Source organism: Kribbella albertanoniae (assembly GCF_004348455.1).
In the GTDB taxonomy this organism is placed as follows: domain Bacteria; phylum Actinomycetota; class Actinomycetes; order Propionibacteriales; family Kribbellaceae; genus Kribbella; species Kribbella albertanoniae.
Map to the genome: position 1 here is coordinate 1 of NZ_SMKA01000261.1, position 13,588 is coordinate 13,588.

A 13,588-nucleotide genomic window follows, 5' to 3' on the forward strand; every position below is an offset into this window, starting at 1 on the left:
GTGGTGCCCTCGGGGGTTAGGAGCGCTTGAGGCGGAGGGTGAGGATCTGGAAGGGGCGGAGGTCGAGGGTGACTGCTCCGTTGTCCAGGGATCGGTCCGCCAGGTGGCGTTCCAGGAGGTCTACTTCGGTCGCCGAGGTGGCGGCGAAGGAGGGGGTGAGGGTGCCGCGGGAGCGGCCGCCGGTGGATTCGTAGAGGCGGACGATGACGTCGCCGGACTGGTCGTCCGCGAGTTTGAGGGCTTCGACGACCAGGTTCGGGTTGTCGATGGTGACCAGGGGGTCGGTGCCTTCGGCGCCGGTGACGACGCGCTCGGGCAGGTTGATCCGGTAGCCCTCGGAGATGGCGTCGCCGATGCCGGCGCCAACCACCAGGGCGTGGTTGACGGTGTGCAGACCCTGGTCGGTCTGCGGGTCGGGGAACCGCGGGGCGCGGATCAGCGACGTACGGATGGTGGTTGTGGTGCCGCCGTCCGGGCGGGCGGTGCGGTTGATGTCGTGGCCGTACGTCGAGTCGTTGACGACGGCGACGCCGTAGCCGGGCTCGGCGACGTGGACCCAGCGGTGGGCCGCGATCTCGAACTTCGCCGCGTCCCACGAGGTGTTCTGGTGGGTCGGCCGGAAGATGTGGCCGAACTGGGTCTCGGAGGCGGAGCGGTCGGCGTGGACGTCGACCGGGTACGCCGCCTTGAGGAACTTCTCGGCCTCGTGCCAGTCCATCGCGGTCTCGATGTCGACGCGCTTCGCACCGGGGCGCAGCCGCAGCGTCTGGGTGACGGTCGAACGGTTGAAGGACCGTTTGACGACCACGGTCGCGACCCCGTCGACCGAGCTGAAGTCAACGCTGTCGACCTCAGTGATGTCCCGGACGTTGTTCTTGTAGAACGAGTCGACGTCCCAGGCGTCCCACTGGTTCGGGGTGTCCACGTGCAGCTGGAGAAGGTTGCCCACGGCACCTGGTGCGATCACCTCGCGGGCGGCCTCGACGTCGTACAGGGAGGTGATCAGGCCGCGCTCGTCGATGGTGACGCGGATGACGCCGTTGTCCAGTACGCCGTTCTCGATCGTCACCGACTGACCTTCGCCGGCCGCGATGCCGGCGCCGAGTCCGGCCACGCCGTTGCGGGTGTGCGGTGCGCCGTTGAAGACGATCTGCGCGTCACCGGTGCCGGCCAGTGCCTGCTGGGCCTTGCCGATGATCGCTTCGAGTTCGTCGGCCAGTTTCGCGTACGTCGCCTCGGCCTCGCGGTGCACCCAGGCGATCGAGCTGCCCGGCAGGATGTCGTGGAACTGGTTCAGCAGCACGGCCTTCCAGATCCGGTCCAGCTCGTCGTACGGGTAGGTGTCCAGCTTGCCCGCGACCACGGCGGCTGCCGACCAGAGCTCGGCCTCGCGGAGCAGGTGCTCGCTGCGCCGGTTGCCCTGCTTGGTCTTGGCCTGCGAGGTGTACGTCGCGCGGTGGATCTCGAGGTAGAGCTCGCCGGACCACACCGGTGCCTGGTCGGCGTACTCCTCCTCGGCGGCGGTGAAGAACTCGGTCGGGGACTCGATGGTCACCCGCGGCGAGGACTCCAGGTTGGCCACCCGGCGGGCGGTCGCGATGAACTCACGGGTGGGCCCGCCACCGCCGTCGCCGTACCCGAACGGTGCCAGCGAGCGCGTCGCCGAACCGTTCTCGGCGAAGTTGCGCTGCGCCTTGGCCAGCTCGTGGCCGGACAGGTTGGAGTTGTAGGTGTCGATCGGCGGGAAGTGCGTGAAGACCTGCGTCCCGTCGAGGCCCTCCCACCAGAAGGTGTGGTGCGGGAACTTGTTCTTCTGGTTCCACGAGATCTTCTGGGTCAGGAACCACTTCGATCCGGACAGTTTCACCAGCTGCGGCAGCGCCGCGGTGTAGCCGAACGAGTCCGGCAGCCAGACCTCCTGGGTGTCGATGCCGTACTCGTCCAGGAAGAAGCGCTTGCCGTGCACGAACTGCCGGGCCAGCGCCTCGCCGCCGGGCAGGTTGGTGTCGGACTCGACCCACATGCCACCGACGGGAACAATGGTGCCCTCGGCAACGGCCTTCTTCAGCCGCTCCCAGACCTCGGGGTAGTTCTCCTTCACCCACGCGTGCTGCTGGGCCTGCGAGAACGCGAAGACGAGCTCGGGGTACTCCTCGGCCAGCGTCGCGACGTTGGAGACCGTGCGGGCCACCTTGCGCCGGGTCTCGCGCAGCGGCCACAGCCACGCCGAGTCGATGTGCGCGTGCCCGACCGCGGACAGCTGATGCGCACTCGCGTGCGCCGGACGACTCAGTACGTCGGTCAACTGGGCGCGCGCGTCAGCCGCCGTACCGGCGACGTCCTCATAATCCAGTACGTCGAGCGCGCGGCTCAGGGCACGCAGGATCTCGCGACTGCGGGGCTCCTGCGGTGTCAGCTCGCGCTGCAGTCCGTCGAGCGCCTCGAGGTCGAGGATCAAGTCCCAGACCTCGGCGTTGAAGACGGCGAGGTCCGCGCGGGTCAGCTCGTAGATCGGCTTGGCGCCCGGCTTCGGCTTGTCACCGAGGTCGGCGGAGACCGGGGCGAAGGCGTTCCAGCCCAGTACTTCGGGGTTCGCGGCCGCCTCGACGTAGAACTCGATGCTGTCTCCGGGCGAGGCCGCCGTACCGTCGGGGCCCAGGATGGAGAGCGGCGCGTAGGTCTGGCGCGGGTGCAGGCCCTTCAGCGGGACGCCCTTGGTGGTGTGCACCAGGCCCTCCGCGGAGAAGCCCGGACCGCCGCTGAAGCCGAGGTCGATGACGGCCTCGATCTCGGAGCCGGCCCACTCGGCCGGCACCTGGCCGCTGAAGTGGAACCAGGAAGTACCCCAGGGAGCACCCCAGGCGAGGCCGATCTCGGCGGGCTCGTAGGGGGCGGCCAGTGCTTCGGCGGGGGATACCGGCTCACCAGGCGCGTGCCACACCTTGATGTCCAGCGGGACCGCCGCGCCGTAGATCGCGGGGCGGATCCGCTCCCGCAGGGCGCGCTTGAGCCGCTCCTCGATGAGTTGACGGTCGTCGTGCACGAAATCATCCTCCGGGGGCTGTTACTGGGGTTCAGACACGCAATCCACGCGGTCGCGCGATGACAACGCTGTCACACCGACCGGGGGCCCGTCCAGACGCAGTTTGTGAGAACCAGCTGACGGACGCTCCGGGTAGCGGTTCGGTAGCGGCGGGCGCACGTGGCTACCGGACCGGCCCGGTTGCCACATAGGTTGTCCCGTATGGATCGTCCCCGCCTGATCGTTCCGGATTCGATGAGCCGGCGCAGCGTGCTGGGCCTCGGCGCAGCCGCCGCGGCGGCCTTTGCGGTGCCTGGGTGCTCGCGGGGCCGCTCCGACGAGCCCGCGCCGGCGGCTCCGGCCAAGCTCGCGACCGGGAACATCGGCGGTGTCTACCACTCGTTCGGTAGCGGACTGGCAAAGCTGGTCAGTGAGGTCACCGGGATGACGTTGACCCCGATCGAGACCGCCGGGTCGATCGACAACCTTCGCCGGGTGTCGGACACCGACGGGGGCGCTGACGTCGGCTTCACCACCTCGGACTCGGCGTACGCCGCCTACGAGGGGCTCGGGGAGTTCAAATCCGGAGCGCTGAACAAGATCACCACACTCGGCCGGACCTACGACAACTACGTGCATGTCGTGGTGCCGATGGCCTCGACGGTCAAGACCCTCGAGGACTTGGTGGACAAGGACGTCAGCGTCGGGCCGGAAGGCTCCGGGACCCAGTTGGTCGCCAACATGATCCTCGAGACGGCCAAGATCGGAACCAGGGTCAACAAGAAGGCACTCTCGCTGGAAGAAGCCGTCAAGCAGTTGACGGACAAGGCCAGCAAGGCCGGTGCCCCAGGGATCGACGCGATGATCTGGAGCGGCGGTCTGCCGACCGGACCGATCGCGGCGATGCAGCAGACGATCGGCTTCCGGCTGGTCGACATCGGCTCGGTCGCGCAGACCATCGCGCTCAAGCAGTTCGGCGGCTACATCGTCTCCTCGATCCCGCCGAAGACCTACGGCCTGGCCAGCGCGGTCCCGACCCTGACCATCCCGAACTACCTGATCGCCCGGCCGAACCTGCCCGACTCCTGGGCCTGGTGGATCGTGAACACACTGTTCCGCCGCCAGAAGGACCTGATCGGCAACCCGAACGACAAGAAGAACTACCACCCGGAAGCCAGCGCCCTGGACCCGCGATCCGCGATCGCGACCATGCCGGTGCCCCTGCACCCGGCCGCCGAACGCTGGTACCGCAACAACCACATCTGAGCAGGTACGGCGAGCGCCGTACCTCAGAGTTCGTAGTCGTCGATCAGGGGGACGCGGACCTCGATCACCAGGCCGCCGCCGATCGGCGGGCGGGCGACGACGCGGCCGCCGACCCGGGCCGCTTCGGAGCGGACGATGGCGAGGCCGAGGCCGGTGCCCGGCATCTCGCGGTGGTGGGCGCTGCGCCAGAACCGCTCGCCGACCTTCTTCAGGTCGCGTGAGCCGAGGCCGAGGCCGTGGTCGCGGACCGACAGCACGACCTCGGTGCCGTCGCGGGTGACCGAGACCTCGACCGGCGGAGCGCCGTACTTGGAGGCGTTGTCGAGCAGTACGTCGAGGATGTCGTCCACCTCGAGCTCGGGGGCGACCCCGCCCGGGACCATGTCGCCGATGATCAGCTCGAGGTCGTCGGCGGCGTACACGGCCTTCCAGCCGACCAGCCGCTCCTTGACCGCCTGGGCCAGGTCCAGCGGCTCCTCGCTGTTGCCCTCGGCATCGGCTCCGGGGCGGTCCGAACCGGCCAGCCGGGACAGCCGCTGGACGATCCGGCCGAGCCGGTCGATGTCGCTGAGCGCGAAGCGCGCGGTCGGGGACAGCCGGGACAGGCCTTCGATGTGGATCCGGGCCGAGGTCAACGGCGTCCGGAGCTGGTGCGAGGCGTCGGCGACGAACTCCCGCTCGCGCTGCCGGGCCTGGTGCAGGCTGAGTGCCATTGAGTTGAAGCTGTCGCCGAGGCGGCGCAGCTCCGGCGCACGACCGTCGGTGGAGACTCTGGTGTCGAGGGCGCCGCGGGTGATCTGGTGGGTCGCGTTGTCGAGGTCCTTGACCGGGTTGATCACCCAGCGGCTGATCGGCCGGACGATGCCGGCGATGATCGCGCCGATGCTGATCAGCAGGCCGATCAGCAGCAGGATCAGGCTGCGCCGGACCTCGAGCCGGTTGTCGTCGGTGGGCACTCGCAGGACAGCGGCACCGAGGATGCGGCCGTTGTTGGCGACCGGACGGGCGACGACCATCTCGCCGCTCTGCCACGGCCACAGCGCCGGGGGCTCGGCCGGCAGCCGGCCGGCCAGGGTGCTGCCGAGGGCGATGGCGATATCCGGCTCGTTCGTGTCCACGCCGGACTTCGAGGTGGCGACGACCTTGTTGTTGTCGTCGACGATGAAGACCGGGGTGTTGTAGAGGTCGTCGTACCGGACCGCCATCTCGCGGAGGTTGGCGATGTCACCGGACTGCAGCGGAGCTTCGGCCATGGTGGCGAACCAGTCCGCGTCGTTGCTGCGGGACAGGAACAGGGTGCGGGACGCACTGGTGGCGATGAAGTTCGCGAGCGGGACGGTGGCGATGATGGCGAGCAGAACCACCATCGGAACGAGGGACTGCAGTAGTCGACGGCGCAACGGTCAGTCCGAACCCAGTCGGTAACCGACGCCCCGGATCGTCTGCACGAGCTCCGGACGGCCGAGCTTGGCGCGCAGGCTGGCGACGTGCACGTCCATCGTCCGCGAGGAGGCCTCGAAGACGGACTGCCAGGCGTACAGGGCGACCTGTTCGCGGGGGACGACCCGGCCGTGGTGCGCGGCCAGCACAGCGAGCACGTCGAACTCCTTGCGGGTCAGGCTGATGGGCTTGTCGGCGACCTGGACGGTTCGGGCCTCGATGTCCACGGTGAGGTCGCCGACCGTGACCCTGGGGCGGGGCTGCAGCAGGCCGGTACGACGTAGTACAGCATCGATCCGGGCCAGCAGCTCGGAGATCGCGAAGGGTTTCACCACATAGTCGTCGGCGCCGCTGCGCAGCCCGCGGACCCGGTCGGCCGCCTCGCCACGCGCGGTGACCGCGATCACCGGCACATCGGAGACCGAACGGATCTGCCGGCAGACGTTGATCCCGTCCCCGTCCGGCAGCCCGAGGTCCAGCAGGACCAGGTCGCCGGGGTCCGCCGCGAGGGCGTCCGCCGCCGTCCGGACATGGGTCACCATCAGGCCGTAACGCCGCAACGCGGGTATCAGGGCATTGGCGATATCGAGATCGTCTTCGACCAGCAGAATCCTGACGGCGCCACTCATGCGGTGATCGTAGGCCAGGTGGGGCGTGGATGTGTCAGATCTTGGTAAAGACGTAATCACGCAACTCCACGCAGTGTTCGGCAACATTAGCCTTCCGCACACAGGAGGGAACCGGTAGATGACTGTCGGTATCGGAACGGGGGGTGGCGTGAGCGCGCCCTCCGACCAGGAGTTAGCCGAGTACGAGCAGGAGCGGCCCGCTCGGCGGCTTCGCCCTGCCCTGGATGTGATCATCTCGGTCTGGTGCGCGATCGTCAGCGTCGGCGTACTCCTGCAGGTGTTCTTCCCATTACCACAGGGAACCCAGTTTTACCTGGTGATCTTTCTCGCAGCCGTTCTGCCGATCACGCTGCTGTGTTACCGGGGCTGGAAGGTCCCGGCGGTACTGAATCCGTTCAAGGCGCGGGCACATGACGACCCCGGTCTGACGGACTGGTTGCTGGCGCTGATCGCGCTCGCGGCCTGTATCTACCCCCTGCTGGACTTCGACGGTTTCCTGGAACGGCGTCAGGCTCCGACCGGACTCGACGTACTGGTCGGCGCCGTACTGCTGGTCCTGCTGCTCGAGGCCTGCCGTCGTACGACGGGGTGGGTGCTGCCGCTGGTGAGCCTGCTCTTCATCGCCTACGCGTACTACGGCGGTTTCCTGCCCTACACGTGGTCGCTGGCGCACCAGGGCTTCAACTTCGACGCGATCATCGGTCAGTTCACGATGGGGACGGCCGGCTTCTACGGGACGCCGCTGGCTGTCGCGGCCAGCTACATCGTGCTGTTCACCATCTACGGCGCAGTGCTCGACTACTCCGGGGCCGGCAAGTTCTTCATCGACCTGTCGTTCGCAGCCTTCAAGCGCAGCCGCACCGCGCCGGGCCGGACGGTCACCCTGGCCGGCTTCCTGCTCGGCAGCGTCTCCGGCTCCGGTACGGCGACCGCCGTATCGCTGGGCACCGTGTCGTGGCCGATCCTGCGCCGGGCCGGGTATCCGGCCGAACCGGCTGGTGGAATGCTCGCGGCCGCCGGGATCGGCGCGATCCTGTCGCCGCCGACCTTGGGGGCAGCGGCGTTCATCATCGCCGAGTTCCTGCAGGTCTCGTACCTGACCGTGCTCGGGTTCGCCGTGATCCCGACGATCCTGTACTACCTGGGCATCCTGCTCGCGATCGAGATCGACGCCCGCCGGCACGGTACGACGTCGGCCGAGACGTCCACGCAGTCCGCGCGGAAGCTGCTGTTCCGGTTCGGGTACCACTTCCTCTCGCTGTTCGTGATCATCGGGTTCATGGCGGTCGACGTACCGCCGTTCAAGGCTGTTGTTTACGCGGTGATCATCCAGTTCGGGCTGTCGTTCCTGGATCGCGAGCACCGGCTGACCGGGAAGCCGTTGTTCAAAGCGCTTGCCCAAGGCACCCGTTCGATCCTGCCGGTGGCGGCGACTTGTGCGACGGCCGGGGTGATCGTTGCGGTCACCACGCAGACCGGGCTCGGGCTGAACCTGGCCGAGATCATCGTCGGCGCGGCTCGTGGGCTCACCGACAACCAGACCGTGATCCTGATTCTGACCGTGGTGCTGTCGGCGTTCGCCGTACTGGTGCTGGGGCTTGCGGTTCCGGTCACTGCCTCGTTCATCATCGCGGCGGTGATCATCGCGCCGGCGCTGGTGCAGCTCGGGGTGACGCAGGCCGAGGCCTACATGTTCATCTTCTACTACGCAGTGCTTTCCGAGGTGTCGCCGCCGACCGCGCTGGCCGCCGTCGCGACCTCCGCGATCACCGGCGGCAAAGTGATGCCGACGATGTGGCAGGCCTGGAAGTACACCCTGCCTGCGTTCCTGGTGCCGTTCGCGTTCGTGCTCACCGACAACGGTGCACACCTGCTCGGTCAGGGATCGTTCGTCGGCATGGTGTGGACACTCGCGGTGTCGATGCTCGCGGTCGCCGCTTTAGCTGTCGTGACAGGCGGTTGGATCGTGGTCGCGACCACCTGGATCGAGCGGGCGTTGTGCGTACCGGCCGCGCTGCTGCTGCTTTACCTCGCGCCCGTAACCATCAGCGCCGGAATCTGTTTGCTACTTGTTGCCGTCGTCATCAATGTGGTCCGGCGGCAACGCCAGGCCGCACCCACGGAAGGATCCGCCAGATCATGAGAATCCGTCGCCTCCCCACTGTTGTGGTGGCGCTTGCCGCTGCTGCGTCCCTCGTCGCCTGTGGCGGTCAGCGTGAACCTTCCGGAGACGGTACGGCGGCCGGCGGCCGGCTGACCATTGCCACCGGCAACACCACCGGCGTCTACTACCAGCTCGGTGGTGCGCTGGCCTCGGTGATCTCGCAGAAGATGCCCGGTTACCGGGCCACCGCGAGTGAGACCGGCGCCTCGGTGCAGAACATCCAGGGCCTGGCCGGCGGCAACTACGACATCGCCTTCTCGCTGGGTGACACCGCGGCCGACGCGGTCAACGGCACGAACAGCTTCCAGACCAAGCAGGACGTGGTCGCGCTGACCCGGCTCTACAACAACTACACCCAGGTCGCGGTCCGGACGTCGGCGAACATCAACTCGATCGCCGACCTGAAGGGCAAGCGCGTCTCCACCGGCTCGCCGAACTCTGGCACCGAGGTGATCGCCCGGCGCCTGCTCGAGGCCGCGGGGCTGGACCCGGCCAAGGACGTCACCGCCCAGCGGCTCGGGCTGCCGGAGTCGGTGGACGCGATGAAGTCGGGCACGATCGACGCCCTGGTCTGGTCCGGCGGGCTGCCGACCGGTGGCATCACCGATCTGACCACCAGCCTCGGCAAGGGCGTCAAGCTGTTGCCGATCGCCGATCTGCTGCCCAAAATGACGGAGAAGTACGGTTCGGTCTACTCCGAGGCGCCGATCCCGGCCGCGACGTACAAGCAGCCGGGCGACGTCGCGACGATCGTCGTACCGAATGTGCTGCTGGTCCGCAAGGACATGAAGGACGAGTTGGCCGAGCAGCTCACCAAGACCCTGTACGAGAACCTCGACGCTCTGGTCGCGGTGAACGCGGCCGCCAAGGGCATCAGCAAGGACAACGCCACCAAGACCGACCCGGTGCCGCTACACCCCGGCGCTCAGAAGGCACTGGATTCGTTGAAGTAATCCCCTGAACCGTCCTCCCTCGCACACCAGGCGCAGCGGGGGAGGACGTCAGGCCGGCTCCCACAACCAGGCGCAGTGAGAGCCGGTCGGCCGGGCCCGGCCCTTCGGAGGCATCCGAGGGGACCCGGGCCCGGTCACTTGTCTGTGGCCGGCCCGTCTGTTTGAGGCATCGCGGTTCCGTAGAGGTAGTGCGACAAGGCCGAATTGCGTTTCGGGTGCACGTGGTACTTCGTCGGTACGACGCGCCCCTCGGCGCTGTCCCAGGCGTTGTCGGCCAGCCGCCACATCCGGTGGGCCAGCCGCCCGGCGAGGCCGGTGTGCGGCGAGTTCGGATGCGCTCGGGTCGGGGCGACTTCTTCGGCCTCGAGCAGTTCCTTGGTCAGCTCGTTGACCTCGGTCGCGTCGAGGTGCTCACTCAGCTGGTGGCTGTAGTCGGTCTCGAGTCGCTCATGCTCGGCGAGCAGCCGGTCGATCGTGCGCAGGACGTCGTGCGGATCCAGGTGCAGGACGCGGCTGTCGCCGTACTGGCGTCCTTTGAGGTACCGCAGGTTCCGCTCGAGGTCCTTGGCATTGCCGACGTACCGGGCGACCAGTTCGGCGCCGTCGGGCAGGCGCCGCACCTGTGGCAGCAGCACGTCTTCGGCCGCGGCCAGGTGCTGCGCGGTGATCGCGTAGAACCAGTCGGTCCGATGCCTGCGATCCGGGTGCGCCGCGGCCGGATGACGGGCCGGCTCGGCCAGCTCCCGGATGTTTGCGTGTTCGTAGCTCAGCGCCATTTCCAGCGTCGAAGCGGTCACGGTCACCACCTCCAGGGTCTCTCTCCAGCGTGTGCCCAGCTGCTGCACAACGCAACCACCCCGGAACTTTCCGTCAGGTAACGGTTGCCCGGGGTGGTCTTTGGCGGAGATGACTCAGTGGTCCGAGCTCTTCTTCCACAGGTTGATGCCGGCCTCGACCGCGTCGGCGTCGATGGCTTCGAGCTCCTCGGCGGTGAACTCGAGATTGCGGACGGCCTCGAGGTTGCCTTCCAGCTGCTGCACGCTGGAGGCGCCGATCAGGGCGCTGGTGACCCGGTCGTCGCGCAGCGTCCAGGCCAGGGCGAGCTGGGCGACGGACTGGCCGCGCTGCTTGGCGATCTCGTTCAGTGCGCGGACGTGCTTGAGGGTGTCCTCGGTGAGCGAGTCCGGGTTCAGCGACTTGCCCTGGGAGGCCCGCGAGCCCTCGGGGATGCCGTCCAGGTAGCGATCGGTCAGCACGCCCTGCGCCAGCGGCGAGAACGCGATCACGCCGACCCCGAGCTCACCGACGGCGTCGAGCAGGTCCTCCTCGATCCAGCGGTTCAGCATCGAGTACGACGGCTGGTGGATCAGGAGCGGCGTCCCCAGCTCCTGCAGGATCCGCGCCGCCTCCCGCGTCTTCTCCGCGCTGTACGACGAGATTCCGGCGTACAGGGCCTTGCCGGAACGGACCGCGGTGTCGAGGGCACCCATCGTCTCCTCGAGCGGGGTGTCCGGGTCGAACCGGTGCGAGTAGAAGATGTCGACGTAGTCGACGCCCATCCGCTGCAGCGACTGGTCGAGGCTCGCCAGCACGTACTTCCGTGAGCCACCGCCCTGACCGTAGGGACCCGGCCACATGTCGTACCCGGCCTTGCTCGACAGGATCAGCTCGTCGCGGTACTTCGTGAAGTCCCGCTGGAAGTGCGTGCCGAAGTTCGTCTCGGCCGCGCCGTACGGCGGGCCGTAGTTGTTCGCCAGGTCGAAGTGCGTCACGCCGAGGTCGAACGCGCGGCGCAGGATGTCGCGCTGCGTCTCGAACGGCTTGTCGTCACCGAAGTTGTGCCACAGCCCCAGCGAGATCGCCGGCAGTTGCAGCCCACTCCGGCCCGTCCGCCGATACACCATCCGGTCGTCGTACCGCTCCTGGGCAGCCACGTAGTCAGTCACGGGCCTCAGTCTGCACCATGTCGTAACAAGCGCAAAACCCCTTGTTTTGCGCAAGAAACGTCAGCTCTGAGACCCAGAACCAGGCCTTCTTGATGGGGCACCCGGCCTTCTTGATGGGGCGAAGTGGCCGGGCCAGTCGGCGTGGCGGATCCGGGTGATCTCCCGGATCTCGCCGAGCGTCGACCACTCGTCCTTGCCGAGGCGGGCCAGCGGCCGCAGCAACCGGACCTCCGGCCGGCCGTCGGCCAGCACCGCCTCGTCGATCGCGATCGCCCGCACCTGGCCGATCACGACCGTGCAGTCGCCGAGCTCCAGCGTCGTGTGCAACGTGCACTCGATCGCCACCGGCGACTCGGCCACCCGCGGTACGCCGACAGTCCGCGACGGCTCGGGGGTGACCCCGATCGCCTCGAACTCCGACACCTCCGGCGGGAAGTTCGTCCCGGACGCGTTCACCTGCTCGAACAACGCCTCGGCCGCGAAGTTCACCACGAACTCCCCGGTCGCCTCGACGTTGTTCAGGCTGTCCTTGCGCCCCACCGACGTGAACTGCACCATCGGCGGCTGCACACACGACACCGTGAAGAACGAATGCGGCGCCAGATTCAGCACCCCATCGGCCGACCGGCTCGACACCCACGCAATCGGCCGCGGCACCACCACCGAGTTCAACGTCGCATAGGTGTCTCTTGGCCCGACCTGCTCCGGATCCAGCTCAATTCGCACTCCCGCAGTACATCAAACGCCTTCAGGCGGGCCGTCGATGTCCTCGGCGATGTCGAGAAGTTCCTCGTCGGCAGATGCCAGGAGGCGGGTCTTCAGCTCGGCCAGGACATCGGCGCGGCCGAGGTCCTCGAGCAGCCAGACCAGACCGCGGATCTGGTCCCAACGGTCGGCAGTCAGATTGTTCATCTCCGCGGCGATCAAGGGTTCCAGTTCGGCGTCGCGGTCGCGCGGGCGGAGGGTGACGAGGATGCGCCGGGCGAGGCCCGAGTAACGGGCCTGCATACAAGCCCAGTAAAAGACCTCGGGGATCAGCTCTCCGGCGACCGATGGGTGACTCCAGGCGATCGCGTCGAGGAAGCGGAGCGCGGCGTGTATGTCGGAAGCCGATCTGAACTGCTTCCGGAGCTCCTCCACAGGGTCAGCGTTCAGGAAGTCGGCTTTGGCCTCCTGGTAGTCCCTGTCTGCGCTGACCAGCCGTTTCCACGGTCCGCCGAACAACAGGTCGATCATCCCTCCATCATCGGTGGGCCGGAGGTCAAACCGTTGGACACCAACGTGCACCCGCACCAGGATCTCCAGGATGGACCGGATGCTGAACGACGTTCGCCTGCTCGCGCCCCGGTACGGCGTCGCCCCGGCCGAGGTGCATGAAGTCCCCGGTGGTGTTGCGAATCGCGGCTTCACCCTCGGCCCGCGCTTGTTCGTCCGGGTGGCCCGGGCCGGATTCGAGGACGACCTGCGGAAGGAAACCGCCGTCGTACCGCTTGCTCGTAAGGCCGGCGTCCGCACCCCCGCCATCCTCGAGTACGACGAGAGCCGCGCACAGCTCGACGGTTCGTACGTCGTGGTCGAGCGCGTCCACGGCATCGAGCCGCTCACCACGCCCGCCGACGTCACCCTCGATCTGGCCCGGCTGCACTCGGTTGTGCGCACTTCGCTGCCCGGTGTCCCTGAGGACGGTTGGGGCGAACCGCGCGCGACGGTTGAGGAGCTTGCCGTTCGTGGATATCTGGATGCCGGCACGGCCGACTGGCTGATGGGGTGGCTCGAGCGGCTGGAGCAACGCTTCGATCGGTCCGCACCGCCTGTGCTGCTGCACGGAGATGTTGCCCCACACAACCTTCTCGTCGATCCGGCGAACGGCGAGTTGCAAGGCGTCATCGACTGGGGTGACGCCGCCTGGGGGCCGCGCGCCTTCGACTTCGCCAAGCTCCGCCTGGCCGAGGTCGCCCGCCTCCTCCCTTCTTACTTGACCGCAGACGCGACCCTCGCGGACGATGAACTGGCTGCCGGCATCCTCTACCTCCACCTCTCCTGGGCACTAGGCAAACTCACCGCCGAGCCCTGGCCGGCCCAACGCCACTGGACCGCCCCACCCACCAGCCGCCTCCTCAACCTCCTGCATTTCTTCACGGCCAACCCGCCCCAGCCCTGGCCAACCC

At 67.9% G+C, this 13,588-nt stretch carries 11 protein-coding genes; 4 read left to right on the forward strand and 7 right to left on the reverse strand.

From position 1 onward, the window contains the following. Positions 1-16: 16 nt before the first annotated feature. The gene (locus tag E1261_RS36225; protein ID WP_132414250.1) at positions 17-3,043 is read right to left on the reverse strand and encodes an alpha-mannosidase; all 3,027 of its coding nucleotides are present in this window, start codon (positions 3,041-3,043) and stop codon (positions 17-19) included. Between the two features lie 201 nt (positions 3,044-3,244). Here E1261_RS36225 and E1261_RS36230 point away from each other — a divergent pair, with 201 nt between their 5' ends. Further along, entirely contained in the window at positions 3,245-4,288 is a 1,044-nt protein-coding gene (locus E1261_RS36230) for a TAXI family TRAP transporter solute-binding subunit (protein WP_132414251.1), read from the forward strand. Between the two features lie 23 nt (positions 4,289-4,311). Here the strand turns inward: E1261_RS36230 and E1261_RS36235 are convergent, their stop codons facing one another. Both E1261_RS36235 and E1261_RS36240 read right to left on the reverse strand, forming a co-directional pair. Continuing rightward, positions 4,312-5,655, reverse strand: coding sequence for a sensor histidine kinase (locus tag E1261_RS36235; RefSeq protein WP_132414252.1), 1,344 nt, complete (start codon positions 5,653-5,655; stop codon positions 4,312-4,314). Positions 5,656-5,691: 36 nt separating this feature from the next. Then, positions 5,692-6,357, reverse strand: coding sequence for a response regulator transcription factor (locus tag E1261_RS36240; RefSeq protein ID WP_132414253.1), 666 nt, complete (start codon positions 6,355-6,357; stop codon positions 5,692-5,694). Positions 6,358-6,505: 148 nt separating this feature from the next. Between E1261_RS36240 and E1261_RS36245 the strand changes: the two genes are divergently transcribed. Together E1261_RS36245 and E1261_RS36250 are read left to right on the forward strand one after the other, a co-directional pair. Then, positions 6,506-8,500, forward strand: coding sequence for a TRAP transporter permease (locus E1261_RS36245; protein WP_238176646.1), 1,995 nt, complete (start codon positions 6,506-6,508; stop codon positions 8,498-8,500). Beyond that, the gene (locus E1261_RS36250) at positions 8,497-9,474 is read left to right on the forward strand and encodes a TAXI family TRAP transporter solute-binding subunit (RefSeq protein WP_132414255.1); all 978 of its coding nucleotides are present in this window, start codon (positions 8,497-8,499) and stop codon (positions 9,472-9,474) included. Before E1261_RS36245 ends, E1261_RS36250 begins: the two co-directional genes overlap by 4 nt. A gap of 134 nt (positions 9,475-9,608) precedes the next feature. Here E1261_RS36250 and E1261_RS36255 read toward each other — a convergent pair whose 3' ends face one another. The 4 genes from E1261_RS36255 to E1261_RS36270 all read right to left on the reverse strand — a co-directional run bounded on the left by E1261_RS36255 (position 9,609) and on the right by E1261_RS36270 (position 12,656). Continuing rightward, positions 9,609-10,271, reverse strand: a complete 663-nt coding sequence (locus E1261_RS36255) for a hypothetical protein (RefSeq protein WP_132414256.1) — start codon at positions 10,269-10,271, stop codon at positions 9,609-9,611. Between the two features lie 114 nt (positions 10,272-10,385). After that, a complete protein-coding gene (mgrA, locus tag E1261_RS36260; RefSeq protein ID WP_132414257.1) occupies positions 10,386-11,420 on the reverse strand; it encodes an L-glyceraldehyde 3-phosphate reductase in 1,035 nt (344 codons plus the stop codon). 60 nt (positions 11,421-11,480) lie between these two features. Beyond that, positions 11,481-12,146: a flavin reductase family protein gene (locus E1261_RS36265; protein ID WP_132414258.1), complete on the reverse strand. Its 666-nt coding sequence runs from the start codon at positions 12,144-12,146 to the stop codon at positions 11,481-11,483. A gap of 12 nt (positions 12,147-12,158) precedes the next feature. After that, positions 12,159-12,656: a hypothetical protein gene (locus E1261_RS36270; protein WP_132414259.1), complete on the reverse strand. Its 498-nt coding sequence runs from the start codon at positions 12,654-12,656 to the stop codon at positions 12,159-12,161. 70 nt (positions 12,657-12,726) lie between these two features. On the opposite strand from E1261_RS36270, the gene E1261_RS36275 reads away from it, so the two are divergent. Then, positions 12,727-13,588: phosphotransferase family protein (locus tag E1261_RS36275; protein ID WP_132414260.1), on the forward strand; the 862-nt coding region annotated here is incomplete at its 3' end.